This window comes from Mumia quercus (genome assembly GCF_025506335.1).
In the GTDB taxonomy this organism is placed as follows: domain Bacteria; phylum Actinomycetota; class Actinomycetes; order Propionibacteriales; family Nocardioidaceae; genus Mumia; species Mumia quercus.
This window is the reverse complement of sequence record NZ_JANZYO010000006.1, coordinates 378763-402549: the sequence shown is the minus strand read 5'-3', so window position 1 is coordinate 402549 and position 23787 is coordinate 378763. Positions and strand designations below refer to the sequence as shown.

Genomic DNA, 23787 nt, shown 5'->3' with positions numbered 1-23787 from the left:
CGCTGGGTACCCCTCAGCTGTCGAAGTCGGGTGTGTAGTTGGCCAGTGCCCAGATCAGGAACACGTTGAACGCGATGATGATGATTCCCCAGATCGGGTAGTACGGGAGCCACAGGAAGTTCGCGATGATCGAGAGGATCGCCAGGCCGATGCCGGCCCCGCGCGCGAAGGCGTTGCCGGACATGATCGCGAATGCGATCACGATGAAGAGCACGCCGAGCACCAGGTGGATCCAGCCCCAGGTCGTGACGTTGAACGCGTAGACGTAGTTCTCGGTACGGACGAGCACGTCGTCCTTCGCGATGGCGGCGATCCCCTGGAACACCTGGACGAAGCCGATGATCGCGAGCATGGCGGCCGCGAAGATCGTGAGTCCCTGTGCCCACGGGTTGCTGGTGCGAGTGCCGGTACGGCTGGACATGCGGTCTCCTTCATCAGTGCGGCGGCCACCCCGCCGCATACCGCCAGGGTGGCCCGCTCCCCGCCGCGCCGGCATCACACCAGCGGGGTGATTCAGCCGCCGAGGATCTTCGCCTTCTGCGCCGCGAACTCCTCTGCGGTCAGGATCCCCTGCTGCTGCAGCGCCGCGAGCCGCTCCAGCTGGCTGACGACGTCGGTGCCCGCCGCCGGTGCCGGCTGTGCAGGGGCGTACTGCTGTGCCGCGGCCGCCTGCTGCGCTGCGGCCTGCATCGCCGCCTGCTGTTGCTGCTGCTCGTACGCCTGGGCCTGCGCTTCCTGCTGATAGCGCTCGTCCTGGCGGCGCTGCATCCGGTTGTTCACCGCGCCCGCGGTCCCGGCCACCACAGCCGTCCTCGCCGCGAGGCCGATCAGGCCCGGGCGGCCTCCCCGTCCGCCGATCATGCCTGTCTCCTCTCTTCGGATCCCCACGCCGCGACGACGGCGTCGAGGTCGGAACGGTCGATGCGTTCGTGCGCGAGCACGACGCCCCCGACGGCGTCGAGCGCCGCGGAGAAGCGTGCAGCCCACACGTTCTCCCAGACGACGAGCACCGCGGACGCGCCGGCGGGCACGGCCTCGGCGATCGCGAGGATGTCCTCCTCGCCCAGCAGTCCGGGGACGTCGACGTCGAGGCCAAGCACCTCGCGGACCGCGTCGCCGTCGTCGACGTCGACCACCGTCACGTCCCCGTCCTCGCCACGGGAGACGATCACGGCGTCGAGCAGGCGTACGGCGCCGCTCGCGACGGCCTCGGCGACGACCGTGGCCACGCTGCCGTCGGGCTCAGCCCCTTCCAGGAATCCCAGCACGGCGATGTCGACCGGGCCGGCCGGTGTGACGGTGTCCGCCATCGGATGTCCCCTCTCTGGACGTCTGTGCTCCTACTGTGCGGTCCGCTGCCGCGCGCCGGATCACCCCTCGCGGGTGAAGTGGTGCGTGCCGGCTACTTCTCCTCGGTCAGGCGCTCCCGCAGCACCGCCCGCCGCGCCGCGTCGACGCCCAGCACGTCGGTGAAGTACGTCTCCAGGTCGCCGTACGAGGTGCGCACCTGGGCGAGGCTCGTCTCGAGGTACGACGCCCTGACGCCGAGGAGCGGACGGAGCAGCTCGGGGTCTCCGCCGTGCGCCGCGAACGTGTCGAACACCGGCTGGAGCGCGGGGAGCAGCTGCTCGTTGGTCAGCAGGTACTCGCGACGCACGTCCTCCTCCGGCACCCCGAGCATGAGCAGGGTCGTCGCCGCCGCCCATCCCGTACGGTCCTTGCCCGTCGTGCAGTGGAACAGCACCGGGCCACGCCCTGGCGCGAGGAGCTCGGCGAAGAACCGCCGGTACGCCGCGCACGCGCTCGGGAGCGTGACGAGCTGCTGGTACGCCTGGCGCAGCATCGCCTCGGCCTTCCCGTCCTCGAGGACCGCTGCCACGCGGTGTGGTTCCTCGAGGACGGTCACCATGTCGGAGGGTGCCGCTTCGGTGTCGTCAGCGAGGACGTCCAACACGATCTCCTCGGCGCCCGGCAGAGCGACGTCGGGCCGCTGGGTGCGCTCGGCCTCGGTCCTCAGGTCGAAGACCGTCGTCACCCCGAGGCGGGTCAGCTCCTCGAGGTCCGGGCCGCTCAGCCGGCTGAGGTCGGTCGAGCGGAAGAGCATGCCGTCTCGGACGCGGCGCCCGTCGGTCGTCACCCATCCACCGAGGCTGCGCAGGTTCGGCAGCGTCGGGAGCGGGATGGGTGCGCCGGGGTGCGTGGCGGGACTGGTCATGGACCCTCCTGGTCGTGGACGTGGTGCGGGACGAGGCGGCCCGCCGACGACATCATGCGCACGGTGAGTCCCCGCTCGCTCATCCAGCGCGAGAGCTCGTAGCCGACGACGGCGGTCCCGACCAGGACGTACGCCACGATGACCAGCCACGCGACGATCGCGAACGCGACACCGATCACGCCGTAGCGCTGCGCATCGACGGCGATGAGGTGCGGGACGTAGAGGTGGGTCCACCAGCCGGCGGCGACCTGGACGAGCGTCGTCAGGACCGCGGCGGGCAGCAGGTCGGCGACGGTGGCACGGCCGGTGAGCTCGATCCGCAGCAGGATCATCCACAGCGGGACCGACAGGACGACCTGCACCGGGACGCCCGCCGGTCCGAGCAGGTGGCCCACCCACCCCACCCCGACGAACATCACCAGCATGAAGAACACGCCTAGCAGCCCTGCCGAGGCGGCCTTCACCCGCGGCGCCGCGTCGCGCGACCAGGCCAGCTCGTACATCCGCTGGAGCGAGCGCGAGAACGACCCGATCGACAGGAGGAGGATCAGGAAGCTGCCGAGCGAGAACCCGCCGGCGACGTCCGGCGGCGAGGCGAAGAGGAGGCTCACCGCCTCCTCGGCGCTGCCGGTCAGCCCGAAGTAGTCGATGAACAGCTCGTCGACCTGCTGGTCCCCCGACGCCGACAACCAGCTCGACCCGACGACGAGCAGCGGGATGAGGGCGATGAACGCCTGGCCGGCGAGGGTGATCGCCCGGTTGCGGCCGTCGATCTCGTACATCTGGCGTACGCAGCGGCCGAGGAAGGACGCGTCGAACCACGCCCTGGCGGCAGCGACTCTCCTGCGCCAGACCCTGGTGTCGACACCCCGTACCACTGGCCAAGTGTCGCCGTGGCGCGAGTGCCCTGCCTCACCCGTCCGGGGTGAGGCAGGGCCGTGTCAACGGCGACGGCGCCAGCAGGGGGTGTGCCAGTGCCGACGCTCCTCGAGCCCGGAGGAGCTCAGGAGCGAGGGCTCCAGCGGCCAGACGACGACGTGCGGCGTGGCCGGACGGATCGTCTGGGCGCAGCCGGGACAGGTGTAGGTCTTCGTCGACGTCGCACCGGTGATCGTCCGGACGACCCAGTCGCCGTCGCTGCGCTCCTCGACGCGCTGGTGACCACCGTTCAACGGCGGTGGGGCGCCCCGCGGACCACGGGGTGTGCGACGTCGGCGGGACATGCCACCAGCGTACGGGGGCCCCTCAGCGGCGGGCGTAGTCGCGGAAGCCGCGGCCGGTCTTGCGCCCGAGGTAGCCGGCGGTCACCAGGTGCTCCAGCAGCGGTGCCGGCGCCCACGCAGGCTCGCGGAACTCGCGGAAGAGCGTCTGCTCGATCGCCAGCGAGACGTCGTTGCCGACGACGTCGAGCAGCTCGAACGGACCCATCGGCAGGCGGCAGCCGAGCTTCATCGCGACGTCGATGTCGTCGGCCGTCGCATAGTGCGCCTCCAGCATCTTGACGGCGTCGTTGAGGTACGGGAAGAGCAGCGCGTTGACGATGAAGCCGGCGCGGTCGCCGCACGAGACGGCGTGCTTGCCGATGTCGGCGCACAGGGCGCTCACCGTCTCGGTGACGTCGTCGGCCGTCGCCACCGTGGAGACGACCTCGACGAGCTTCATCACCGGGGCAGGGTTGAAGAAGTGCATGCCGATGACGTCGGCCGGACGCTCGGTGACCGACGCGCAGGCGATGACCGGCAGCGACGAAGTGGTAGTCGCGAGGATCGCGCCAGGCTTGCAGATGCGGTCCAGGTCCTTGAACAGCTCGACCTTGACGTCGAGGTCCTCGGCGATCGCCTCGACCACGATGTCGACGTCGGCCAGCGCCTCACGCTCGGTGCTGCCGGTCAGCCGGGCGAGCACCTCGGCCTTCTTCTCCTCGGTGGTCCGTCCACGCGAGATCGCCTTGTCCAGCGACTTGGTGATGGCCGCCCGGACGCCGTCGAGCTTGTCCTCGGAGCGCCCGACGAAGACGACGTCGTAGCCCGCCTTGGCGAAGACCTCCACGATTCCCGAGGCCATCGTGCCGGTGCCGACGACACCGACCGTGCTGATCGGGCGACGCAGCTGTGGGGCGGCGTCCGCGGAGGGGGTCGAGGCGTCGGGCACGACCTCCGACGAGTACTCCCCGGCGTACGTGTAGAAGCCGCGCCCGGACTTCCGGCCGAGGAGGCCCGCGGTGACCATCTGCTTGAGGATCGGCGCCGGCGCGTGGACGCGCTTGCGGTCCTGGAGGTACATCGTCTCGAGGATCTCGTACGCGGTGTCGAGGCCGATGAGGTCGAGCAGCGCGAGCGGTCCCATCGGGTAGCCGCAGCCGAGCCGCATGGCGGCATCGATGTCCTCGCGCGTGGCGTACTGCGCCTCGTACATCGACGCCGCGTGGTTGAGGTAGGCGAACAGCAGCGCGTTGGCGATGAAGCCCGCCTTGTCGCCGACGGTCACCGGGCTCTTGCCGAGGCGCTGCGCGAGCGCGACCGCGTCCTCGACGACGTCGGGCGCGGAGACGACCGTCCGGACGACCTCGACGAAGTCCTGGACCGGGGCGGGGTTGAAGAAGTGCAGTCCGACGACGCGGCTCGGGAGCTTCGTGGCCGACGCGATCTCGGTCACCGAGAGCGCGGACGTGTTGGACGCGAGGATCACGTCGTCGCGGACGATCTTGTCGAGCTGCTGGAAGACGTCGATCTTGACGTCGAGCTGCTCGACGACCGCCTCGATGACCAGGTCGACGTCAGCGAGGGCCGCGAGGTCGGTGGTGTAGGTGATGCGACCGAGCAGCGCCGTACGGTCGTCCTCGGCGAGCTTGCCGCGGTCGGCCGCACGCTGCGTCGAGTGCTCGATGGTGCCGCGACCGTGGTCGAGCGCGGCGTCGTCGCGGTCCACCCCGACGACGATGATGCCGTTGCGGGCCAGCACCTCTGCGATGCCGGCACCCATGGTGCCGAGCCCGACGACTCCGACTGTGTTGATCTCGCGCGCCACGGAGGTCTCCTGTGATTCGGGGAGGACGTAAGTTACCGGCAGGTTACTACCGGGTAGGCGGAGTCTGACAGGCTTCGGCACCTCCGCGCCGTGACCCGCGTCACGGGCCGCCGCGCGGTTTCCTGCCGACGACCGGCGCTGCACCTAGCATGGCCGGATGCGCCGCCTCGACGAAGCCCCCCGCCGCGTCCCCGCGATCGCCCTCGCCCTTCTCCTCGCGCTCGCCGGCTGCGGCGACGGCGACCCGGCCACCAGCTCGGCCGAGCGGACTCCTTCCGCGTCGCCGCAGCCGACGACCACCTCGCCCGCACCGACGGCCACCACCGAGTCGGCCACCGAGCCTGTACCCGAGACGAGCGACGCTCCCACCACGCCGGCGCCTCCCCCGCCCTCTGAGACCGCGTCCGCCCCCAGCGCGGCGGAGCTCTCGGCCGCGAAGGCAGGACGGGGACCGGTCGGCGTCTGGCGCAACCGCGAGATGCAGTGGGTGCTGCGGATCAAGAAGAGCGGTCGGTTCGTCGACGACTTCGCCGGAGTCAAGAACATCCGCTCGGGCAGCTGGCGCCTCAAGGGGAAGCGGGTCGTCCTCAAGGGTGACGACGGGATCATCACCCGCGGAAGGCTCCGCGCCAAGACGTTGACGATCAAGGGGACCGTGCTCGTCCGCGTGCGCTGAGGTCTCACGACGACGCCCCTGTAAGTTGTCGGGGTGCGACTCGTCATTGCCCGCTGCCAGGTGGACTACGCCGGGCGGCTCACCGCCCACCTCCCGATGGCCACCCGCCTCATCCTCGTCAAGTCGGACGGGTCGGTCTCGATCCACTCCGACGACCGTGCGTACAAGCCCCTCAACTGGATGAGCCCGCCGGCGACGCTGCGCGAGACCACGACGGAGGACGGCACGATCGAGTGGACGGTCTCGGCCGCCAAGACCGACGACACTCTGCGGATCCTCATCGACGAGCTCGTCCACGACTCCAGCCACGACCTCGGCATCGACCCCGGTCTGCAGAAGGACGGGGTGGAGAAGCACCTCCAGGAGCTGCTCGCCGAGCACCCCACGACCCTCGGCACCGGGATGTCGCTGGTGCGACGCGAGTTCATGACCGCGATCGGCCCCGTGGACCTGCTCTGCAAGGACGCCGACGGTAGCTCGGTCGCGGTCGAGGTGAAGCGGCGCGGGGAGATCGACGGCGTCGAGCAGCTCACCCGCTATCTGGAGCTGATGAACCGCGACCCGCTGCTCGCCCCTGTCCGCGGGATCTTCGCCGCGCAGGAGATCAAGCCGCAGGCGCGTACGCTCGCGACCGACCGCGGGATCGAGTGCCGCGTCGTCGACTACGACGCGCTGCGCGGGATCGACGACCCGAGCCTGCGCCTGTTCTGAGCGCGCGGGCGGGGCGCGGCGCTCCTAGGCTCGCCGCATGGCCGCCGACGCCGTAAAGGCCCCAGACGCCGCAGGTCTGACCAGCGCCGAGGTCGCCGAGCGTCGTGCCGCCGGGTTGGCCAACGAGGCGCCTCGCGGCACCGGGCGCAGCGTCCCCGAGATCATCCGGGCGAACGTCCTCACCCGGATCAACGCGATCCTGCTCGTGCTCTGGCTCGTCGTCATGAGCACGGGGTATGTCGTCGACGGCCTCTTCGGCCTCATGATCATCGCCAACAGCGGGATCGGCATCGTCCAGGAGCTGCGCGCCAAGCGCACGCTCGACCGCCTCTCCATCCTCGGCACGGCGAAGCCTCGCGTCCGCCGCGACGGGCAGGTCGTCGAGGTCGAGCAGCACGAGGTCGTCCGCGACGACGTCATCGAGCTCGCGCGAGGCGACCAGCTCATCGTCGACGGCACGCTCGTCGACGCCCACGACCTCGAGATCGACGAGTCGCTGCTGACCGGAGAGTCCGACCCGGTCACGAAGGTGCCCGGCGACGCGGTCCTCTCGGGCAGCTTCGTGGTCGCGGGCCGCGGCGCGATGGTGGCCACCGGGGTCGGAGGCCAGGCCCACGCCGCACAGCTGACGCAGGAGGCGTCGCGGTTCACGCTGGTCAGCTCCGAGCTGCGCGACGGGATCAACCGGATCCTCAAGGTCATCACGTTCCTGATGGTCCCGGTCGCGCTCCTGACCATCCTCAACCAGCTCCTGCGCAGCAACGAAGGGTGGCAGGACTCCGTCCGGCGGATGGTGGCGGCGCTGGTCCCGATGGTCCCGGAAGGACTCGTCCTGCTGACGTCGGTGGCGTTCTTCGTCGGGGTCGTCCGCCTCGGACAGCGCCAGTGCCTCGTGCAGGAGCTCCCGGCGATCGAAGGGCTGGCGCGTGTCGACGTGGTCTGCACCGACAAGACCGGCACGCTGACCGAGAACGGGATGCGTCTGAGCACCGTCACCCCGGTCGAGGGCGTGGACCCTGCCTGGGTCGACCGTGCCCTCGCCGCCGTCGCCTCGGCAGAACCCGACCCGAACGCGAGCGCCGCCGCGATCGCAGAAGGCCTTCCCGCTCCCCCACCCTGGCGAACGAACGCCGTCGAGCCGTTCTCGTCGGCCCGCAAGTGGAGCGGCGCCTCGTACGAGGAGACCGACGGCGGGCCGCTCCACCTCGTGCTCGGTGCCAGCGACGTCCTGCTGCCGCCAGGGTCGCCGGTGCGCTCCGACGCCGAGCGGATCGGCGCCGGCGGGCTGCGGGTCCTGCTGCTCGGCAGCAGCGCTCGCTCGGTCGACGCCGACGACGCGCCCGGCGCCGTGACACCGCTGGCGCTGGTCGTCCTCGAGCAGCGGGTCCGCCCCGACGCCCGCGCGACGCTGGAGTACTTCGCGGACCAAGGCGTCGACGTCAAGGTGATCTCCGGGGACAATGCGGTCTCCGTCGGCGCCGTCGCCGAGGCGGTCGGCCTGGCGCCGGGGTCGCGGCCGCTCGACGCGCGCGACCTGCCTGCCGGGGAGCCCGCGCTCGGCGACGTCGTCGAGGCGACCTCGGCGTTCGGTCGGGTGACCCCCGACCAGAAGCGGACGATGGTGCACGCGCTCCAGGAACGCGGCCGCACCGTCGCGATGACCGGCGACGGTGTCAACGACGTGCTGGCGCTCAAGGACGCCGACATCGGCGTGGCCATGGGCTCGGGCAGCCCTGCCGCGCGGGGAGTCGCCCAGCTGGTGCTCCTCGACGACGCGTTCGCCACGCTGCCGTCGGTGGTCGCTGAGGGGCGCCGCGTCATCGGGAACATCGAGCGGGTGGCGACGCTGTTCCTCGCCAAGACCTGCTACTCGCTCGTCCTCGCCACCGTGGTCGCCGTCGCCGGTCTGTCCTACCCCCTGCTCCCACGGCACCTGACGATCGTCGGCTGGTTCACGATCGGCGTGCCGGCGTTCGTCCTGTCGCTGGCGCCGAACAACGCGCGGGCACGTCCCGGCTTCGTCCGGCGGGTCTTGCGGCTCGCAGTGCCCTCCGGTCTGCTCATCGGCCTGTGCGCATTCGCCACGTACCTGCTCGTCCGCGACCCCAGCCCCACCGAGGCGCAGCTGGAGCAGTCGGGCACCGCGGTGCTGGTCACCATGATCTGTCTCGCGCTCTGGCTGCTCGCCATCGTGGCGCGCCCCCTGGTCGCCTGGAAGATCGCCCTGCTCGTCTCGATGGCTGCGTTGTACGTCGTGCTGTTCGCGGTGCCGTTCTCGCGCGGCTTCTTCGCCCTCGACCTCAGCCACCCGTGGCAGATCGTGACCGGGCTCGTCGTCGCAGCGGCCGGCATCGTGCTCCTCGAGCTCGCGTGGTCGGTGGAGGCGAAGTTCACCCAGGACGACGAGCACCCGCGCCGGGCACTGGCGGACCCGGGTCCGTCCGCTCCGGCACACAAGGTCGCGTGAACCCTGTAGCGGCCCGTGCCTGGCAGCCTTCGATCGGGTATGCAGGAGGCATGATCCGCATCAGGGTGATCCAGGGCGACATCACGACCGTCCGGGCGGATGCCGTCGTGAACGCCGCCAACAGCACGCTCCTCGGCGGCGGGGGCGTCGACGGTGCCATCCACCGCGCAGGGGGGCCCGAGATCCTCGAGGCCTGTCGCGGGCTGCGCGCCACGAGTCATCGCGAAGGTCTGCCGACCGGCGACGCGGTCGCCACCACGGGTGGGAGGCTTCCCGCCCGCTGGGTCATCCACACGGTCGGTCCGGTCTGGTCGAGCCAGGAGGACCGCACGCACCTCCTCCGGTCGGCGTACGCCCGCAGCCTCGCCGTCGCCGACGAGCTCCAGGCCCGTGTGGTCGCCTTTCCGCTCATCTCCGCCGGGGCCTACGGCTGGCCGCTCGACGACGCGGTGGCCGTCGCCGTCACGAGCATCCGCGAGGCGTCGACCGACGTCGAGGACGCAATCCTCGTGGCGTACGGCGAAGCCGCCGACCGCTTGCTGCGTGCGGCGGTCGACTGACGGTCACCGCTGCGCGTCGGGGCCCTGGTCGCGCACGCGTCGCACCTCGGCCAGCGAGTCGCGCAGCTCCTGGAGCCAGCTGTCCACGTGCTGCTCGACCAGCCGTACGCACCACCCGAGGGCGTCGCTTCGGCTGCGGGCGACACCCCCGGCGACGAGCGTGTCGAGCACCTGGCGCTCCGGCTGCCTGAGCCGGGTCATGACCGGGGAGGCGAGGTGGGTGAAGAGCGCGCGCCGTCCCTCGCACTCCACTCCCCACGACACCGTGCGTCCGAACCGGTGCTGCGCCTCGCGCGCCACCTCGATCCGCGCCTCGCGGGTACGCGAACGGAACTCGCGGACCCGTCCCTCGATCGCGCCGCTCCGCTCGGCGTCCGAAGCGCCCTCCGGGAGGTCGGGCACAGGGATCCGCCCGATCACGACGATCTCCTCACGGTCGACGGCCACGCTCACCAGATCCTCGAACAACCCCTGCGGAAGGCGCCCCGCGAACCAGCCGCGCACTTCGTCGACCTCTGCTTCGGTAATCATGTAATCCGTCTTACGCCGATTTGTCCGAATCAGCAAGAGCCAGTCGCACCCCGTCTGCTCGACGCCCGGCATTTTCGACCCGGACCGAGGTGCCGACCGCTACCGTCCTCCCCATGTGGACCTATCGCGGTGACGAGCCGACCGTCGTGCAGTGGCTGGAGGCCATCCGGGTCGGTCACGAGGGCCACCGGGTCGCGGCCGAGGCGGTGCGTCGCCGCCATCGCGCGCTCGGCGCGACGGCAGTGCTCCTGGCGACGCTCGCCGCCGGCGCGAGCCTGACGAGCCTGCTGGCCGACGACGGCGCATGGTTCACGGTCGCGGCGGGCGCACTCGCCGTGGCGACAGCGGCCACCGCCCTCCTCCACTCCTTCCTCGACGACGCCGACGTCATCGCCTCGCACGAGCGTGCGCGTGCGGAGTACGGGGACGTCCGCCGGCAGCTGGAGCAGGCCATCCTCTCCGAGCGCATCACCGACGACCGCCTCTCCGAGATCCGCGCCGACTGGCTGCGGGTCGAAGAGGCCGCGCCGAGCCTGTCCGGCCGCGCGTCGCGACGCGCAGCGTCGCGGGTGGCCGGACTGTCCAGCATCGTGACGGCGCCGGCCGCGCCCCGCGAGCCCGAGCTGGACGAGCCCTTGAAGGAGCTCACCGCCAACTAGGCGCGACGGGTCACAACGCGTCCAGGAGGTCGGCGACCTCCTCCGCGCACCCCCAGGAGAGCGTCACCCCGGCACCACCGTGGCCGTAGCAGTGGACGACGGGGCTCGCACCGTCACGGCGCTCGACCTCGAGTCGTACGGACGGCCGCGCGGGCCGTAGCCCCACGCGGACGCCGAGGACGGGCGCGCCTCTCAGCGCGGGGACCAGCGCAGACGCACGGGCGAGGATCGCCTCGGTGTCCACCGCCCGGGCGCCGAGATCCCAGACCCCTGCCTCGCTCGTCCCACCGACCACCACGTCGTCCCCGCGCGGGACCACGTACGTCACCGTGTCGACCCGGTCGGCCAGCAGCACGTCGTCGACCCCCTCGATCGGGGGAAGGCGGAGCACCTGGCCGCGTACCGGGGTGGTGGAGCCGTCGTCGCTCAGCAACCGGCTGCCCAGCCCCGACGCGTTCACGACCGCGTCCGCGCCGGGCGGAAGGGTCGCGAGTGCCATGCGGGTCACGGTCGCCCCGGCGTCGGCGAGGCGACGCTCGAGGTACGTGAGGTAGCGCGGCATGTGCGCGACGGGAGCGGCGAACGTCCACCCATCCGTGTAGCCGTCCGGCACGACGTCGAGCCGCTGCAGGGAGGGGACGGCTCCACGCCACCACGGATCGGCAGCGGGCTCCGGGGTGAGCTCGCGTACGGTCCGGACCGCCACTCCCGGCTGTCCGTCCGCCCCGGTCGAGGCGTACGACGCCAGCTCGGTGAAGACCTCGTACGACCGGCGGGCCCATCCGAGGACCCGCTCCGCGGGGTAGGCGAGATACGGGTACCAGCACGCCGCCGCGACGGCCGACGTGGTCTCTTGTGGCAGGTCACGCGCGAGCACGTCGACGTGGTGGCCGCGCTCGGCGGCGACCACGGCGCACGTCAGGCCGGTGACGCCGGCCCCCACCACCAGAACCCGCACCGGCCGGCCTCCCGCTCAGGCCCCGGCGACCGGCGGGGCGGTCGGGTCGGCCGCCTCGCCCTTCTCCTCGCGGGCGACCCAGTGCTCGATCGCCTCGAGGTCGTCCGCGGAGCGCGTCACGACGGCGAGGAGGTCGCCCATCTTGGAGACCTCCTCGACCTGCTCCTTGATGAACCACTGCATGAACTGGTCGGACGCGAAGTCGTTCTCCTCGCGCGCGACGCGGGTCAGCTCGTTGATCTGGGCGGTGACCCGCTTCTCCTGGGAGAGTGCCAGCGCGACCGGGGCGACGACGTCCTCGAAGTCGTTCACCGGGTCTGCCACACCGGGGATGCGCACCTGCACGTCGGCGTCCAGCAGGTACTGGACCATCATCATCGCGTGGTCGCGCTCCTCCAGCGCCTGCTGGAAGAACAGTGCCGCCATGCGCGGCATCGTGAGAGCGTCGTAGTAGCACGCGATCGCGACGTACTGCTGGTGTGCGGCGAACTCGTGCCCCACCTGCTCGCTGAGCAGTGCCGCGAACTTGTCGGATGCCATCCCTGTCTCACTCCTCCCTGCGGGGGTCGCCCGCGTTGTCCGTACCCCCGACGCTAGTCGCGGGTACGGACGACCACCAGCAAGGAGTGGCTAGCCTCAGCCCAGGTCGTTGGCGCGGCGGATGACGTCGACGATGTCGTCCATGATCTGGGTCATCCCGTAGTCCTTCGGCGTGTAGACCGCCGCGACACCGGCATCGAGGAGGCGGCGCGCGTCGGACTCAGGGATGATGCCGCCGACGACGACCGGCACGTCGCCGATCCCGGCCTCGCGCAGGAGGGCGAGGACGTCGGGGACGAGCTCCATGTGGGAACCGGACAGGATGGACAGGCCGATGCAGTCGACGTCCTCGTCGACCGCTGCTGCCACGATCTGCGTGGGCGTCAGGCGGATGCCCTGGTAGACGACCTCGAACCCGGCGTCGCGCGCACGGACCGCGATCTGCTCGGCACCGTTGGAGTGGCCGTCGAGGCCCGGCTTGCCGACGAGCAGGCGCAGGCGACCGCCGAGCTCCTCGCCCGTGGCCTTGACCCGCTCGCGCACGGCAGCGAGCTCGGCTCCCGCCTCGGCCACACCGACCACCCCTGTCACCCCCGTCGGCGCCCGGAACTCGCCGAACACCTCGCGCAGCGCGCCTGCCCATTCTCCCGTGGTCACGCCGACGCGCGCACACGCCAGCGTCGCGGTCATGAGGTTCGCGTCGGTCTTCGCGTCCGCGCGCAGACGCTCGAGCGCCTCGGCGACCTCGGTCTCGTCACGCTGCCCCCGCCACGCGACGACGCGCTCGATGGCGCTCGCCTCGGCCAGCGGGTCGGCGGTCTGGATCGCGGCGTCGAGGTCCGCGGTCAGCGGCGACTCCTCGGTCTCGCCGTAGGCGTTGACGCCGACCACCAGCTGGTCGCCTGCCTCGATCTGCGCCCGGCGCGCCGCGTGGGACGCGACGAGCGCCTGCTTCATGTAGCCCGACTCGACCGCGGCGACGGCACCGCCCATCGCCTGCACGCGGTCGATCTCCTCCTTGGCGCCCGCCACCAGCTCGGCGACCTTGGCCTCGATGACGTGGCTGCCGTCGAAGATGTCGCCGTACTCCAGCAGGTCGGACTCGTACGCGAGGACCTGCTGGAGACGCAGGGACCACTGCTGGTCCCACGGTCGCGGCAGGCCGAGCGCCTCGTTCCACGCCGGGAGCTGGATGGCGCGGGCCCGGGCGTTCTTGCTCAGGGTCACACCGAGCATCTCCAGGACGATCCGCTGGACGTTGTTCTCGGGCTGCGCCTCGGTCAGGCCGAGCGAGTTGACCTGGACCCCGTAGCGGAAGCGCCGCATCTTCGGGTCCTGCACGCCGTAGCGCTCGCGGGTGATCTCGTCCCAGAGCTGCCCGAAGGCGCGCATCTTGCACGTCTCCTCGACGAACCGGACGCCGGCGTTGACGAAGAACGAGATGCGTCCGACGACCTTCTCGAACTCCTCCTGCGGGACCTGGCCCGCGTCGCGCACCGCGTCGAGGATCGTGATCGCCGTCGAGAGGGCGTAGGCCAGCTCCTGGACGGGGGTCGCGCCCGCCTCCTGCAGGTGGTAGCTGCAGATGTTCAGCGGGTTCCACTTGGGCATGTTGACGACCGTGTAGGCGATCATGTCGGTCGTCAGGCGGATCGAGGCCGCAGGCGGGAAGACGTACGTCCCCCGCGAGAGGTACTCCTTGATGATGTCGTTCTGCGTGGTCCCCGCCAGCTGACCGACCCACTCCTGCGGGTCCTCGCCGGCGTCGCGGGCCTGTTCCTCGGCGACGACCTGGTACATCGCCAGGAGCCACATCGCCGTGGCGTTGATCGTCATCGAGGTGTTCATCGTGTTGAGCGGGATGCCCTCGAAGAGACGGCGCATCTCACCCAGGTCGGGGACGGGGACGCCGACCTTGCCGACCTCGCCACGGCTGAGCTCGTGGTCAGGGTCGTAGCCGGTCTGCGTCGGGAGGTCGAAGGCGACGGACAGACCCGTCTGCCCCTTCGCGAGGTTGCGGCGGTACAGCGCGTTGGAGTCAGACGCCGAGGAGTGCCCGGCGTAGGTGCGCATCACCCAGGGGCGATCGCGGTGGGTCTTGTCGGCCATGCGGCTTAGGTTAGACGCTTGTGAACGGTCGGTAACACCGACGTGATCGGAGTCACGGGGGTCCCAAACGGCGCCTGCGGGTGCACACTGACGGTATGGGCAACGGAGGGGCGCTCGTCGGGTACGCGTTCGTACCCGTCGTCAGCCTGCTCGCGGTGGCAGGCCTCGCCCTCATCCTCAAGTGGGCCCACTCCCCCGGCAAGCGGATCCGGCTCCCCTCGTACGGGATGCTCGTGCCCGTCGCGCGCTGCAAGGACCAACGGGGCGCCGAGGTCACCGCGGCCCGGCTGCGCAGCGAAGGCATCCGCGCCACGGTCACGCACGACGTCCGCGGCTGGCTCGTGCTCGCATGGTCGGCCCAGGCCGACGTGGCCCGCGCCTGGGTCGCCGCGCGCCGGCCCCGCGCCTGACGGCGCCGACTAGGGTGTCGCCATGGTCAACCTCACCCGCATCTACACCCGGACCGGCGACGACGGCACCACCCGTCTGGTCGACATGAGCAAGACGTCGAAGCTCGACCTCCGGCTCCAGGCGTACGCCGACACCGACGAGCTCAACAGCCACCTCGGGTACGCCCGGTCGCTGGGGACGCTCGACGACGACGTCGACACGGTCCTCGCGCGGGTGCAGAACGACCTGTTCGACGTGGGCGCCGACCTCGGCGCGCCCGTCGTCGAGAACCCCGAGTACCCCCAGCTGCGGGTCGAGGAGTCGTACGTCGCACGCCTCGAGGAGTGGTGCGACCGCTACAACGCGGAGATCGAGCCGCTGCGGTCGTTCATCCTGCCCGGCGGCTCCCCAGCGGCGTCGGTCCTGCACATCGCGCGCACGGTCTGCCGGCGCGCGGAGCGCAGCGCGTGGGCGGCGATGGAGGAGCACGGCGACACGATGAACGTGCTGACGGCGAAGTACCTCAACCGCCTGTCGGACCTGCTCTTCATCCTGGCCCGCTACGCCAACCGCGAGACGGGCGACGTCTTGTGGGTGCCGGGCGGCGAGCGCTGAGCGTCGGCCGCGGACGTCAGATGACGTTGTTGACCTCGCGGCCGGGAGGCGAGGACTCCAGCCAGGCGAGCAGGCCGGTCAGCGCCTGAGGGCTGAGGGCCAGCTGGAGCTCCCTCTCGCCGTCGATCGAGCACTGGACGATCGTGTTGCCGGCGTGCAGGGCGTACGTCTCGGACCCGACGGGCTTGCGCCGCCCCAGGACCTCGACGTGGCCGCGCTCCAGGCGCAGCACGGGGCGCGGAGAGAACGAGAAGGTGCGGAACCACTCGAGGTGGCTGTCGCCGTAGCGACCGATCCCGAGCGTCCAACCGCGCGGGTCACCCTCCTCGCGCGGTGCCTCGCGCTTGCGGTTCACGCTGAGGTCGAAGGTGCTGCCGCCGCGGGCGAGGATGCGGCGACGTGCGGCGAGGCCCAGGACGGCGAGGATGACCAGGGCCAGAAGCACGCCGAGGGAGTCGAGCACCCACAGCCAGATCGGCATGTGTGCCCTCCTCCCTCGACGCGCGAACGGTAGATCTCTTGAGGAGAAACCTTAGGACGCGATCTCGACGGCGCGAATCCGGGCCTCCAGACGGCGAACCGTCTCGAGGGCCTCCTCGTCGTCGTTGCCCTCGGCCTTGACCCGCGCGAGGTCGTTCTTCGCGCGCTCCAGGTCGATGTCGTGCGACATGACGGCGCTCTCGGCCAGGATCGACACGCGATCGGCGGCCACCGAGAGGAAGCCCGAGTCGACAGCGGCGACCCAGGTCTCCTTGGTGTCCGTGTCGATCTCGACGACGCCGTCGGCGAGCACCGACATCACCGGGGCGTGCCCCGGCAGGATGCCGATGTCACCGTCGAGCGTGCGCGCGAGCAGCGAGGTGGCCTCGCCGGACCAGAGCAGCCGGTCGGCGCTCACGAGCTCGACGTGCAGTGTGCCTGCCATCAGAGGACTCCTTCTCTCCCGATCAGGAGTTCTTCTGGATCTCGGCCCACTTCTTCTCGACGTCGTCCAGACCGCCGCACATGAAGAACGCCTGCTCGGCCACGTGGTCGTACTCGCCGTCCGAGATGCGCTTGAACGCGTCCACGGTCTCGTCGAGCGGGACCGTCGAGCCCTCGATGCCGGTGAACTGCTTCGCGACGTAGGTGTTCTGCGAGAGGAAGCGCTGGATGCGACGGGCGCGGGACACGACCGTCTTGTCCTCCTCCGACAGCTCGTCGACACCGAGGATCGCGATGATGTCCTGCAGCTCCTTGTTGCGCTGGAGGATCTGCTTGACGCGGGTCGCGACCTGGTAGTGCTCGCTCGAGATGTAGCGCGGGTCGAGGATCCGCGACGTCGAGGTCAGCGGGTCCACGGCCGGGTAGATGCCCTGCGACGCGATCTCACGGCTGAGCTCGGTCGTGGCGTCCAGGTGCGCGAACGTCGTCGCCGGCGCCGGGTCGGTGTAGTCGTCGGCCGGGACGTAGATCGCCTGCATCGACGTGATCGAGTGACCACGCGTCGAGGTGATCCGCTCCTGGAGCACGCCCATCTCGTCGGCCAGGGTCGGCTGGTAGCCCACCGCGGACGGCATGCGGCCGAGCAGCGTGGAGACCTCCGAGCCGGCCTGGGTGAACCGGAAGATGTTGTCGATGAAGAGGAGCACGTCCTGCTTCTGGACGTCGCGGAAGTACTCCGCCATCGTCAGCGCCGACAGGGCGACACGCAGACGCGCGCCCGGCGGCTCGTCCATCTGGCCGAAGACCAGTGCGGTCTGTCCGAGAACGCCCGACTCGTCCATCTCGACGATGAGGTCGTTGCCCTCACGCGTACGCTCGCCGACACCGGCGAACACCGACACACCACCGTGGTCGCGGGCAACACGGGCGATCATCTCCTGGATGAGCACCGTCTTACCGACGCCGGCGCCGCCGAAGAGGCCGATCTTGCCGCCGAGGACGTACGGGGTGAGCAGGTCGATGACCTTGATGCCGGTCTGGAACATCTCGGTCTTCGGCTCGAGCGAGTCGAAGGACGGAGCCTTGCGGTGGATGCCCCAGCGCTCCTTGATTTCGAGCACCTCGCCCTCTTCGAGGTTGAGGCACTCGCCGATCGTGTTGAAGACGTGCCCGAGGGTCACGTCCCCGACCGGAACCGAGATCGGCTTGCCGGTGTCGCGCACCTCCGCGCCGCGGACCAGGCCGTCGGTCGGCTGCATGGAGATCGCACGCACCATGCCGTCGCCGATGTGCTGGGCGACCTCGAGGGTGAGGGGACGACCCTCGGTGTCGAGCGCGGTGTGGACCTGCAGCGCGTTGTAGATTTCCGGCATCTGGTCCGTCGGGAACTCGACGTCGATGACCGGACCGATGACGCGGGCGATACGGCCCGTCGTCGTGGTCTCGTTGACAGTGGCAGTCATGTTTCACTCACTCCCGGCGGTCGCGTCGGCGAGGGCGTTCGCGCCACCGACGATCTCACTGATTTCCTGGGTAATGCCAGCCTGACGGGCCTGGTTGGCGATTCGGGTGTACTTCTGGATCAGGTCCTCGGCATTGTCGGTCGCGTTCTTCATCGCCTGCTGGCGAGCCGCGAGCTCCGATGCCGCCGCCTGGAGGAGGCAGAAGTAGAGCCGGTGGTTGACGTACTTCGGCAGGAGCGCGTCGAGGACCTCCGAGGCCGACGGCTCGAACTCGTAGAGCGGGTAGACGTCGCCCTGCTCGGGCGCCTCCGTCCCCTCGACGACCTCGAGCGGCAGCAGACGGATGACCTCAGGCGTCTGGCTGATCATCGACTTGAAGCGCGTGAACACGACGTGCAGCTCATCGACCGCGCGCTCCGGGTCGCCGGTCTCCGGGTCGTCCGGGTCGACGAGGAACGCCGCGGTCAGGACGTCGCCGATCTCGCGTGCGTTCGCGTACTCCGGACGGTCGGAGAAGCCGTTCCACGCCTGCACCACCGGGCGCTGACGGAAGCGGAAGTACGCCTCTGCCTTGCGCCCCGTGACGTAGGTGTCGACCTCCTTGCCCTCGGCGTGGAGCTTCTCGACGAGACGCTCCGACTCCTTGAGGACCGCCGACGAGTACGAGCCCGCGAGACCGCGGTCGCTGGAGATCACCAGCACCGCGGCACGCTTCGGCTCGGGGTTCTCGGTGAGCAGCTTGTGATCGACGTGACCGAAGGTCGCCAAGGCCGATACCGCGCGCGTGAGCTCGCGGGCGTACGGCGTCGCCGCCGCAGCCTGCTGCTGCGCCTTGACGATGCGCGACGCAGCGATGAGCTCCATGGCGCGCGTGATCTTCTTCATCGACTGCGTCGACTTGATCTTCGCGCGGTACTCGCGCAGTGAGGTGGCCATGAGCGGTCAGCCTCGCTTCTGCGCGACGATCTGCTCCTGCGCGACGTCCTCGTCGGCGAGAGCCTCGTGCTCTTCCTTGCCCGGCTTGATCGAACGGCCGTCGCTGGTCTCGAACTGGTCCGCGAACGACTCGTACGCGGACTCGAGCGAGGAGGCCGAGTCGTCGTCGAACTTGCCGGTCTCGCGGATCGTGTCGAGGATGCCCGACTCGCTGCGACGCAGGTAGTCGAGGAACTCCGACTCGAAGCGCGAGACGTCCTCGACCGGGACCGGGTCGAGCTTGCCGGTCGTACCGGCCCACAGCGACACGACCTGCTCCTCGACCGGGAACGGCTCGTACTGGCCCTGCCGGAACAGCGCCATCAGCCGCTCGCCGCGCGCCAGCTGCTGCTTGGAGGCGGCGTCGAGGTCCGAGGCGAACATCGCGAAGGCCTCCATCGCGCGGTACTGCGCGAGCTCGACCTTGATCGAGCCGGTGACGGCCTTCATCGACTTCAGCATCGCCGCGCTGCCGACGCGGGACACCGAGATGCCGACGTCGACCGCGGGGCGCTGGTTGGAGTTGAACAGGTCCGACTGCAGGAAGATCTGGCCGTCGGTGATCGAGATGACGTTGGTCGGGATGTAGGCCGACACGTCGTTCGCCTTCGTCTCGACGATCGGGAGACCCGTCATCGAGCCCGCACCCAGGTCGTCGGAGAGCTTGGCGCAGCGCTCCAGGAGCCGGCTGTGGAGGTAGAAGACGTCGCCCGGGTACGCCTCACGGCCCGGCGGGCGGCGCAGCAGCAGCGACACGGCGCGGTAGGCCTCGGCCTGCTTGCTGAGATCGTCGAAGATGATGAGGACGTGCTTGCCGTCGTACATCCAGTTCTGGCCGATGGCAGAGCCGGTGTACGGGGCGAGGTACTTGAAGCCCGCCGAGTCCGACGCCGGGGCGGCGACGATCGTCGTGTACTCCAGCGCGCCGGCCTCCTCGAGCGCCGAGCGCACCGAGGCGATCGTCGAGCCCTTCTGACCGATCGCGACGTAGATGCAGCGCACCTGCTGGCTGGGGTCTCCCGACTCCCACGCCTGCTTCTGGTTGATGATCGTGTCGATCGCGATCGCGGTCTTGCCGGTCTGGCGGTCGCCGATGATCAGCTGACGCTGGCCGCGGCCGATCGGCGTCATCGAGTCGATGGCCTTGATGCCGGTCATCAGGGGCTCGTGGACGCTCTTGCGCTGGACCACGGTAGGCGCCTGGAGCTCGAGCGCGCGGCGCCCGCTGGTCTCGACCTCACCGAGGCCGTCGATCGGGTTGCCGAGCGGGTCGACGACACGTCCGAGGTAGCCGTCGCCGACGGCGACCGAGAGGACCTCGCCCGTGCGCTTGACCGGCTGGCCCTCCTCGATGCCGGCGAAGTCACCCAGGATGACGACGCCGATCTCGCGGGAGTCGAGGTTCAGGGCGAGCCCGAGGGTCCCGTCCTCGAACTCGAGCAGCTCGTTGGCCATCGCGGACGGCAGGCCCTGGACGCGGGCGATCCCGTCCATCGCCTCTGCGACGACGCCGATCTCCTCGGTCGTCGCCTGCGGCTTGTAGTCGCTGACGAACTGCTGGAGCGCGTCGCGAATCTCGTCGGGACGGATCGTGAGCTCCGCCATGTCAGTGCCTACCTTCTTCTCGATCGTGCTGGGGAAGTACTGGGTCCAGAGTTGTGCGGGCCATCGTCAGCCCACGAGTCCGCGACGGGCGTCAGCAAGCCGGGTCGACACCGTGGAGTCGATCCGCTCGCCGGCGATGTCGACGGCGATGCCGCCGATCACCGACGGGTCGACGGTGACATCCACGTACACCTCTCGACCGTACTTGCGGGCCAAGGCTCCGGCCAAACGCTGCTTCTCGTCGGCGTCGAGCTCGTAGGCCGCCGTCACGAGCGCCTGGAGTCGGCCTGCGCGGACGATGGCGTCCTCCGCGTAGCCGGCGAGGGTCTGCTCGAACCCGTGGTTGCGGCCGGTCACCGCCTGGCGGGCCAGGGCGAGGGTGACCTCGTCGGCCTTGCCTTCGAGCAGCCGCGCGACGAGCGCCTGACGGCCCTCGAGGGACGACGCCTTGTCGTTGACCGTCTGCCGGAGCTCGGGGTCGGAGACGACGACCCGCGAGAACTCCATGAGCGTGTCGGCAACCGTGTCGAGGCCTCCGTCGTGCTCCGCACGGCTGAGCACCGTCTGCACGCCCGCCTGCTCGAGGGCGTCGGCGACGTCACGCGCGGCACCCCACCGGCCCTGCGCGGCCGTCGAGACGATGTCGAGCGCCGGGGCGCCGATCTTGCCGGCGAACAGGCTGCGGACGAGACCGTCCTTGGCCTCGGCCTCGGTCGCCGGGTCGGAGAGCACCCGGCGCAGCACCGGGTTGGCGTCGAGCGCGCCGACGACCGCGAACACGTCCTCGCCTACGGCGACACCCTCAGCACCGCCGGCGGCAGCGCCGCGGGCGGCGTCGAGGACCTGGGCGAGCGAAGCCGCCGAGACGCCCCGCATCAGTTCGCCGATCCGTTCGAGGAGCCCTCGAGGTCGACGATGAAGCGCTCGACGGTGCGACGCTGACGCGCCTCGTCCTCCAGCGACTCACCGACGATCCGCGACGCGAGCTCGGTCGAGAGCTCGCCCACCTGACGGCGCAGCGACTGCACCGCCTGAGCACGCTCGGCCTCGATCTGCTGGTGCGCGGCCGTGACGATGCGCTGCGCCTCGTCCTGGGCCTGGGCGCGCATCTCGGCGACGATCTGAGCGCCCTGCTCGCGCGCCTCCTCGCGGATGCGCGCGGCCTCGTGGCGAGCCTCGGAGAGCTGGGCGTTGTACTGCTCCAGCGCTGCCTTGGCCTCCTCCTGAGCCGCAGCCGCCTCCTTCATCCCGCCCTCGATCGCGGCGGTGCGCTCGGCGTACGCCTTCTCGAAGTTGGGCACGACGAACTTCTTGATCAGGAAGACCAAGATGAGGAAGACGACGACGCCGAGAACGATCTCGTCGACGTGCGGGACGAGGGGGTTGAGCTCCCCCCCGGCCGCCAGGATGGTGCTACTCATGGGCTGACCTCGTCATCAGGGATGGTCGGTGGAACGCGGAGGCGTGCGTCAGAGGACGAACGCGAGCGCGATGCCGATGATCGCCAGCGCCTCGGCGAGCGCGAAGCCGAGGATCGCGATCGTCTGGAGGCGCGACTGCGCCTCGGGCTGGCGGGCGACGCCGTTGATGTAGGCGGCGAAGATCAGACCGATGCCGACGCCCGGGCCGATCGCAGCCAGGCCGTAACCGATCATGTTGAGGGAGCCGTCCACGGCTGTTCCTTTCGTCGTGACGCAGGGCTTGCGTCGCTGAGGTGAACCTCTGGGGGTTCGCTACGGGTCGATATGAAGTTGTCGGTCTGGGTCTGCCGGTCAGTGCTCGTCGGCGAGCGCGCCGCCGATGTACTGCGCCGTCAGCAGGGTGAAGACGTAGGCCTGCAGGAACATCACCAGCGCCTCGAGGAAGCTCACCGCGACGGCGAGCAGCCAGGCGACGACGCCGACCGGGGCGTACAGGATGTTGCCCGAGTCGAAGACCAGGTAGCTGCCGCCGAGCGTGAAGAGGATCAGCAGCAGGTGGCCGGCGAACATGTTGGCGAAGAGTCGCAGGGCCAGCGTGACCGGGCGGACCAGGATGTTCGACATGAACTCCAGGGGCACGATCAGCAGCAGGATCGGGCCGGAGACACCGCCGGGGACCGACTGGAGCTTGAAGTAGCCGAGGAAGCCGTGCTTGGCGATGCCGACCCCGTTGTAGAGGATCCACGTCAGCGCGGCGAGCCCGTAGGCGTATCCCGAGTGCGAGAACGTCGGGAACTGGAAGAACGGGATCAGGCCGTAGTAGTTGTTGACCAGGATCAGGAAGAACAGCGCCGTGAGGTACGGCACGAACTTCATGAAGTCGTGGCTGCCGATCGAGTCGCGGGCGATGCTGTTGCGCACGAAGTTGTACGCGTACTCGCCGGCGAACTGAGCCTTGCTCGGGACCACGGCGGCCCGGCGCGAGGCGATGTAGAAGCAACCGAAGATCAGCACGGCCGACAGCACGTACAGCACCATCGGCTTGGTGACGTCGCCGAAGATCGGCGGCAGATCGAAGTCGGCGGGTCCCGGCGGGTGGAACTCGGCGAGGACGGTCCGTCCTTCGGTGGTCACTCGATCACCTCATCTTGGGCACGGTCGCACCGTGGATCCACGGGCGTTGCGGGTACGTCGGGCGTCGCGGCGGCGAGCGACCGCGCGGTCAGGACCTGTCCTGAAGCGCCATGAACACGGTGTAGATCCCGAGCGCCGCTCCGAGGAGGATGCCGATCACCACCATGAACGAGGTCCCCCACCATTGGTCCAGCAGGTAGCCGAGGGCACCGTAGACCAGCACTCCACCGCCGATCCGCCCGACAGCGACCCACGGGTCGTGAGAGGAGGGAGGCTTCGGAGAATCGCTCATTGCCAACCGAAAGGTAGCACGTCGCCCTCATCGCCTTTCCCCCAGGTCCGAGGTCTTGTCCAGGTCGTAGAGCGGCTCACGGTGAGTCGCCGCGGAGACCACCTCGAGCACGGTCACCACGAGGGTGCAGGCGATGACGGTGATCCCCAGGGCCTGCGCGTCGATCCCGTCGCCGAGCAGGCCCGACTCGGAGAGCGCCACGGCGGCGGCCAGGAGGACGAGGATCTTGGTGCCGTAGAGCATGAGCGCGACGAGCATCGCCGAGCCGGTCGCGAGCCGCGTGAGCGGACGAAGGACCAGCTGGGTGATGCCGAAGAACGCGAGCACCACGACGGCCCCGATCAGCGCCCCGAGGGCGCCGGCCCCCCCGGCGACGGCGGCCGACACCGCGATGCAGACCAGACCAGTGGCGACAGCGACGCCGCTCAGCACGCGCGAGAGGCGTGCGGAGTGACGGTCAGTGCTCTTGGTGGTCGTCATAGGGGCGGCCGTCCAAACGTGCGGGTGGGTGTTTG

The 23787-nt window shown here is 70.1% G+C and carries 29 protein-coding genes; 7 read left to right on the top strand and 22 right to left on the bottom strand.

Going from position 1 to position 23787, the window contains the following annotated elements:
* Positions 1-13: 13 nt before the first annotated feature.
* From NYZ95_RS16475 to NYZ95_RS16445, 7 genes are all read right to left on the bottom strand, one after another.
* Complete coding sequence (locus NYZ95_RS16475) at positions 14-421, bottom strand: DUF7144 family membrane protein (protein WP_262852411.1); 408 nt, start codon at positions 419-421, stop codon at positions 14-16.
* A gap of 92 nt (positions 422-513) precedes the next feature.
* Positions 514-861 carry an SHOCT domain-containing protein gene (locus NYZ95_RS16470; protein WP_262852410.1) on the bottom strand — a complete coding sequence of 116 codons (348 nt, stop codon included), beginning with the start codon at positions 859-861 and terminating at the stop codon, positions 514-516.
* A complete protein-coding gene (locus NYZ95_RS16465; RefSeq protein WP_262852409.1) occupies positions 858-1310 on the bottom strand; it encodes a DUF6325 family protein in 453 nt (150 codons plus the stop codon). The genes NYZ95_RS16470 and NYZ95_RS16465 overlap by 4 nt, the downstream gene beginning before the upstream one ends.
* A 92-nt stretch (positions 1311-1402) precedes the next feature.
* A complete protein-coding gene (locus NYZ95_RS16460; RefSeq protein ID WP_262852408.1) occupies positions 1403-2215 on the bottom strand; it encodes a tyrosine-protein phosphatase in 813 nt (270 codons plus the stop codon).
* Entirely contained in the window at positions 2212-3093 is an 882-nt protein-coding gene (locus NYZ95_RS16455) for a YhjD/YihY/BrkB family envelope integrity protein (protein ID WP_262852407.1), read from the bottom strand. Before NYZ95_RS16455 ends, NYZ95_RS16460 begins: the two co-directional genes overlap by 4 nt.
* Before the next feature lie 63 nt (positions 3094-3156).
* A complete protein-coding gene (locus tag NYZ95_RS16450) occupies positions 3157-3438 on the bottom strand; it encodes an Rv1322 family protein (RefSeq protein ID WP_262852406.1) in 282 nt (93 codons plus the stop codon).
* A 22-nt stretch (positions 3439-3460) separates the two neighbouring features.
* Positions 3461-5242 carry a 3-hydroxyacyl-CoA dehydrogenase family protein gene (locus tag NYZ95_RS16445; RefSeq protein WP_262852405.1) on the bottom strand — a complete coding sequence of 594 codons (1782 nt, stop codon included), beginning with the start codon at positions 5240-5242 and terminating at the stop codon, positions 3461-3463.
* A gap of 157 nt (positions 5243-5399) precedes the next feature.
* On the opposite strand from NYZ95_RS16445, the gene NYZ95_RS16440 reads away from it, so the two are divergent.
* Genes NYZ95_RS16440 through NYZ95_RS16425 form a run of 4 tightly spaced genes read left to right on the top strand, consistent with a single transcriptional unit; the run spans position 5400 to position 9656 of the window.
* Positions 5400-5918 (top strand): hypothetical protein, encoded by a 519-nt coding sequence (locus NYZ95_RS16440; RefSeq protein WP_262852404.1) that lies wholly within the window; start codon positions 5400-5402, stop codon positions 5916-5918.
* 33 nt (positions 5919-5951) lie between these two features.
* The gene (gene nucS / locus NYZ95_RS16435; RefSeq protein WP_262852403.1) at positions 5952-6629 is read left to right on the top strand and encodes an endonuclease NucS; all 678 of its coding nucleotides are present in this window, start codon (positions 5952-5954) and stop codon (positions 6627-6629) included.
* Between the two features lie 37 nt (positions 6630-6666).
* On the top strand, positions 6667-9096 hold the full coding sequence (locus NYZ95_RS16430; protein WP_262852402.1) for an HAD-IC family P-type ATPase: 2430 nt from the start codon (positions 6667-6669) through the stop codon (positions 9094-9096).
* A gap of 50 nt (positions 9097-9146) precedes the next feature.
* Entirely contained in the window at positions 9147-9656 is a 510-nt protein-coding gene (locus tag NYZ95_RS16425) for an O-acetyl-ADP-ribose deacetylase (protein ID WP_262852401.1), read from the top strand.
* A gap of 3 nt (positions 9657-9659) precedes the next feature.
* On the opposite strand, the gene abmR is transcribed toward NYZ95_RS16425, so the two are convergent.
* On the bottom strand, positions 9660-10187 hold the full coding sequence (gene abmR / locus NYZ95_RS16420; RefSeq protein WP_279307808.1) for an ATP-binding transcription factor AbmR: 528 nt from the start codon (positions 10185-10187) through the stop codon (positions 9660-9662).
* A gap of 113 nt (positions 10188-10300) precedes the next feature.
* Between abmR and NYZ95_RS16415 the strand changes: the two genes are divergently transcribed.
* Positions 10301-10846, top strand: coding sequence for an SLATT domain-containing protein (locus NYZ95_RS16415; protein WP_262852400.1), 546 nt, complete (start codon positions 10301-10303; stop codon positions 10844-10846).
* Positions 10847-10856: 10 nt separating this feature from the next.
* Here the strand turns inward: NYZ95_RS16415 and NYZ95_RS16410 are convergent, their stop codons facing one another.
* The 3 genes from NYZ95_RS16410 to NYZ95_RS16400 all read right to left on the bottom strand — a co-directional run bounded on the left by NYZ95_RS16410 (position 10857) and on the right by NYZ95_RS16400 (position 14453).
* Positions 10857-11804, bottom strand: coding sequence for an FAD-dependent oxidoreductase (locus tag NYZ95_RS16410; RefSeq protein ID WP_262852399.1), 948 nt, complete (start codon positions 11802-11804; stop codon positions 10857-10859).
* Between the two features lie 15 nt (positions 11805-11819).
* Positions 11820-12344: a ferritin gene (locus tag NYZ95_RS16405; RefSeq protein WP_262852398.1), complete on the bottom strand. Its 525-nt coding sequence runs from the start codon at positions 12342-12344 to the stop codon at positions 11820-11822.
* A gap of 96 nt (positions 12345-12440) precedes the next feature.
* On the bottom strand, positions 12441-14453 hold the full coding sequence (locus NYZ95_RS16400) for a methylmalonyl-CoA mutase family protein (protein ID WP_262852397.1): 2013 nt from the start codon (positions 14451-14453) through the stop codon (positions 12441-12443).
* Positions 14454-14548: 95 nt separating this feature from the next.
* On the opposite strand from NYZ95_RS16400, the gene NYZ95_RS16395 reads away from it, so the two are divergent.
* The gene (locus tag NYZ95_RS16395; RefSeq protein ID WP_262852396.1) at positions 14549-14863 is read left to right on the top strand and encodes a hypothetical protein; all 315 of its coding nucleotides are present in this window, start codon (positions 14549-14551) and stop codon (positions 14861-14863) included.
* A gap of 22 nt (positions 14864-14885) precedes the next feature.
* A complete protein-coding gene (locus NYZ95_RS16390) occupies positions 14886-15458 on the top strand; it encodes a cob(I)yrinic acid a,c-diamide adenosyltransferase (RefSeq protein ID WP_262852395.1) in 573 nt (190 codons plus the stop codon).
* Between the two features lie 16 nt (positions 15459-15474).
* On the opposite strand, the gene NYZ95_RS16385 is transcribed toward NYZ95_RS16390, so the two are convergent.
* The 11 genes from NYZ95_RS16385 to NYZ95_RS16335 all read right to left on the bottom strand — a co-directional run bounded on the left by NYZ95_RS16385 (position 15475) and on the right by NYZ95_RS16335 (position 23752).
* On the bottom strand, positions 15475-15939 hold the full coding sequence (locus NYZ95_RS16385) for a DUF2550 domain-containing protein (protein WP_262852394.1): 465 nt from the start codon (positions 15937-15939) through the stop codon (positions 15475-15477).
* 51 nt (positions 15940-15990) lie between these two features.
* Complete coding sequence (locus NYZ95_RS16380) at positions 15991-16383, bottom strand: F0F1 ATP synthase subunit epsilon (protein ID WP_262852393.1); 393 nt, start codon at positions 16381-16383, stop codon at positions 15991-15993.
* 22 nt (positions 16384-16405) lie between these two features.
* The gene (gene atpD, locus NYZ95_RS16375; RefSeq protein WP_262852392.1) at positions 16406-17845 is read right to left on the bottom strand and encodes a F0F1 ATP synthase subunit beta; all 1440 of its coding nucleotides are present in this window, start codon (positions 17843-17845) and stop codon (positions 16406-16408) included.
* 3 nt (positions 17846-17848) lie between these two features.
* The gene (locus tag NYZ95_RS16370) at positions 17849-18781 is read right to left on the bottom strand and encodes a F0F1 ATP synthase subunit gamma (protein ID WP_262852391.1); all 933 of its coding nucleotides are present in this window, start codon (positions 18779-18781) and stop codon (positions 17849-17851) included.
* A 6-nt stretch (positions 18782-18787) separates the two neighbouring features.
* Positions 18788-20425 (bottom strand): F0F1 ATP synthase subunit alpha, encoded by a 1638-nt coding sequence (gene atpA, locus NYZ95_RS16365; RefSeq protein WP_262852390.1) that lies wholly within the window; start codon positions 20423-20425, stop codon positions 18788-18790.
* Between the two features lie 66 nt (positions 20426-20491).
* Entirely contained in the window at positions 20492-21301 is an 810-nt protein-coding gene (locus tag NYZ95_RS16360) for a F0F1 ATP synthase subunit delta (RefSeq protein ID WP_262852389.1), read from the bottom strand.
* Positions 21301-21846, bottom strand: a complete 546-nt coding sequence (locus NYZ95_RS16355; RefSeq protein WP_262852388.1) for a F0F1 ATP synthase subunit B — start codon at positions 21844-21846, stop codon at positions 21301-21303. The genes NYZ95_RS16360 and NYZ95_RS16355 overlap by 1 nt, the downstream gene beginning before the upstream one ends.
* A gap of 48 nt (positions 21847-21894) precedes the next feature.
* Entirely contained in the window at positions 21895-22080 is a 186-nt protein-coding gene (gene atpE, locus NYZ95_RS16350) for an ATP synthase F0 subunit C (protein ID WP_179428207.1), read from the bottom strand.
* Positions 22081-22197: 117 nt separating this feature from the next.
* Positions 22198-22980 carry a F0F1 ATP synthase subunit A gene (gene atpB, locus NYZ95_RS16345; protein WP_262852387.1) on the bottom strand — a complete coding sequence of 261 codons (783 nt, stop codon included), beginning with the start codon at positions 22978-22980 and terminating at the stop codon, positions 22198-22200.
* 88 nt (positions 22981-23068) lie between these two features.
* Positions 23069-23272 (bottom strand): AtpZ/AtpI family protein, encoded by a 204-nt coding sequence (locus NYZ95_RS16340; RefSeq protein ID WP_262852386.1) that lies wholly within the window; start codon positions 23270-23272, stop codon positions 23069-23071.
* Between the two features lie 27 nt (positions 23273-23299).
* Positions 23300-23752: a Cg1360 family ATP-synthase-associated protein gene (locus tag NYZ95_RS16335; RefSeq protein ID WP_262852385.1), complete on the bottom strand. Its 453-nt coding sequence runs from the start codon at positions 23750-23752 to the stop codon at positions 23300-23302.
* Between the last annotated feature and the right edge of the window lie 35 nt (positions 23753-23787).

What these genes read in the sequence shown, in the direction of transcription:
- NYZ95_RS16335 (WP_262852385.1), bottom strand. Translation starts at nt 23,752, where the DNA reads ATGACGACCACCAAGAGCACTGACCGTCACTCCGCACGCCTCTCGCGC.
- NYZ95_RS16440 (WP_262852404.1), top strand. Translation starts at nt 5,400, where the DNA reads ATGCGCCGCCTCGACGAAGCCCCCCGCCGCGTCCCCGCGATCGCCCTC.
- NYZ95_RS16400 (WP_262852397.1), bottom strand. Translation starts at nt 14,453, where the DNA reads ATGGCCGACAAGACCCACCGCGATCGCCCCTGGGTGATGCGCACCTAC.
- atpE (WP_179428207.1), bottom strand. Translation starts at nt 22,080, where the DNA reads ATGATCGGTTACGGCCTGGCTGCGATCGGCCCGGGCGTCGGCATCGGT.
- NYZ95_RS16370 (WP_262852391.1), bottom strand. Translation starts at nt 18,781, where the DNA reads ATGGCCACCTCACTGCGCGAGTACCGCGCGAAGATCAAGTCGACGCAG.
- abmR (WP_279307808.1), bottom strand. Translation starts at nt 10,187, where the DNA reads ATGATTACCGAAGCAGAGGTCGACGAAGTGCGCGGCTGGTTCGCGGGG.
- NYZ95_RS16465 (WP_262852409.1), bottom strand. Translation starts at nt 1,310, where the DNA reads ATGGCGGACACCGTCACACCGGCCGGCCCGGTCGACATCGCCGTGCTG.
- NYZ95_RS16450 (WP_262852406.1), bottom strand. Translation starts at nt 3,438, where the DNA reads ATGTCCCGCCGACGTCGCACACCCCGTGGTCCGCGGGGCGCCCCACCG.
- NYZ95_RS16385 (WP_262852394.1), bottom strand. Translation starts at nt 15,939, where the DNA reads ATGCCGATCTGGCTGTGGGTGCTCGACTCCCTCGGCGTGCTTCTGGCC.
- NYZ95_RS16360 (WP_262852389.1), bottom strand. Translation starts at nt 21,301, where the DNA reads ATGCGGGGCGTCTCGGCGGCTTCGCTCGCCCAGGTCCTCGACGCCGCC.
- NYZ95_RS16425 (WP_262852401.1), top strand. Translation starts at nt 9,147, where the DNA reads ATGATCCGCATCAGGGTGATCCAGGGCGACATCACGACCGTCCGGGCG.
- NYZ95_RS16415 (WP_262852400.1), top strand. Translation starts at nt 10,301, where the DNA reads ATGTGGACCTATCGCGGTGACGAGCCGACCGTCGTGCAGTGGCTGGAG.
- NYZ95_RS16390 (WP_262852395.1), top strand. Translation starts at nt 14,886, where the DNA reads ATGGTCAACCTCACCCGCATCTACACCCGGACCGGCGACGACGGCACC.
- NYZ95_RS16340 (WP_262852386.1), bottom strand. Translation starts at nt 23,272, where the DNA reads ATGAGCGATTCTCCGAAGCCTCCCTCCTCTCACGACCCGTGGGTCGCT.
- NYZ95_RS16470 (WP_262852410.1), bottom strand. Translation starts at nt 861, where the DNA reads ATGATCGGCGGACGGGGAGGCCGCCCGGGCCTGATCGGCCTCGCGGCG.
- NYZ95_RS16355 (WP_262852388.1), bottom strand. Translation starts at nt 21,846, where the DNA reads ATGAGTAGCACCATCCTGGCGGCCGGGGGGGAGCTCAACCCCCTCGTC.
- NYZ95_RS16395 (WP_262852396.1), top strand. Translation starts at nt 14,549, where the DNA reads ATGGGCAACGGAGGGGCGCTCGTCGGGTACGCGTTCGTACCCGTCGTC.
- NYZ95_RS16460 (WP_262852408.1), bottom strand. Translation starts at nt 2,215, where the DNA reads ATGACCAGTCCCGCCACGCACCCCGGCGCACCCATCCCGCTCCCGACG.
- atpA (WP_262852390.1), bottom strand. Translation starts at nt 20,425, where the DNA reads ATGGCGGAGCTCACGATCCGTCCCGACGAGATTCGCGACGCGCTCCAG.
- NYZ95_RS16475 (WP_262852411.1), bottom strand. Translation starts at nt 421, where the DNA reads ATGTCCAGCCGTACCGGCACTCGCACCAGCAACCCGTGGGCACAGGGA.
- atpD (WP_262852392.1), bottom strand. Translation starts at nt 17,845, where the DNA reads ATGACTGCCACTGTCAACGAGACCACGACGACGGGCCGTATCGCCCGC.
- NYZ95_RS16405 (WP_262852398.1), bottom strand. Translation starts at nt 12,344, where the DNA reads ATGGCATCCGACAAGTTCGCGGCACTGCTCAGCGAGCAGGTGGGGCAC.
- NYZ95_RS16430 (WP_262852402.1), top strand. Translation starts at nt 6,667, where the DNA reads ATGGCCGCCGACGCCGTAAAGGCCCCAGACGCCGCAGGTCTGACCAGC.
- NYZ95_RS16380 (WP_262852393.1), bottom strand. Translation starts at nt 16,383, where the DNA reads ATGGCAGGCACACTGCACGTCGAGCTCGTGAGCGCCGACCGGCTGCTC.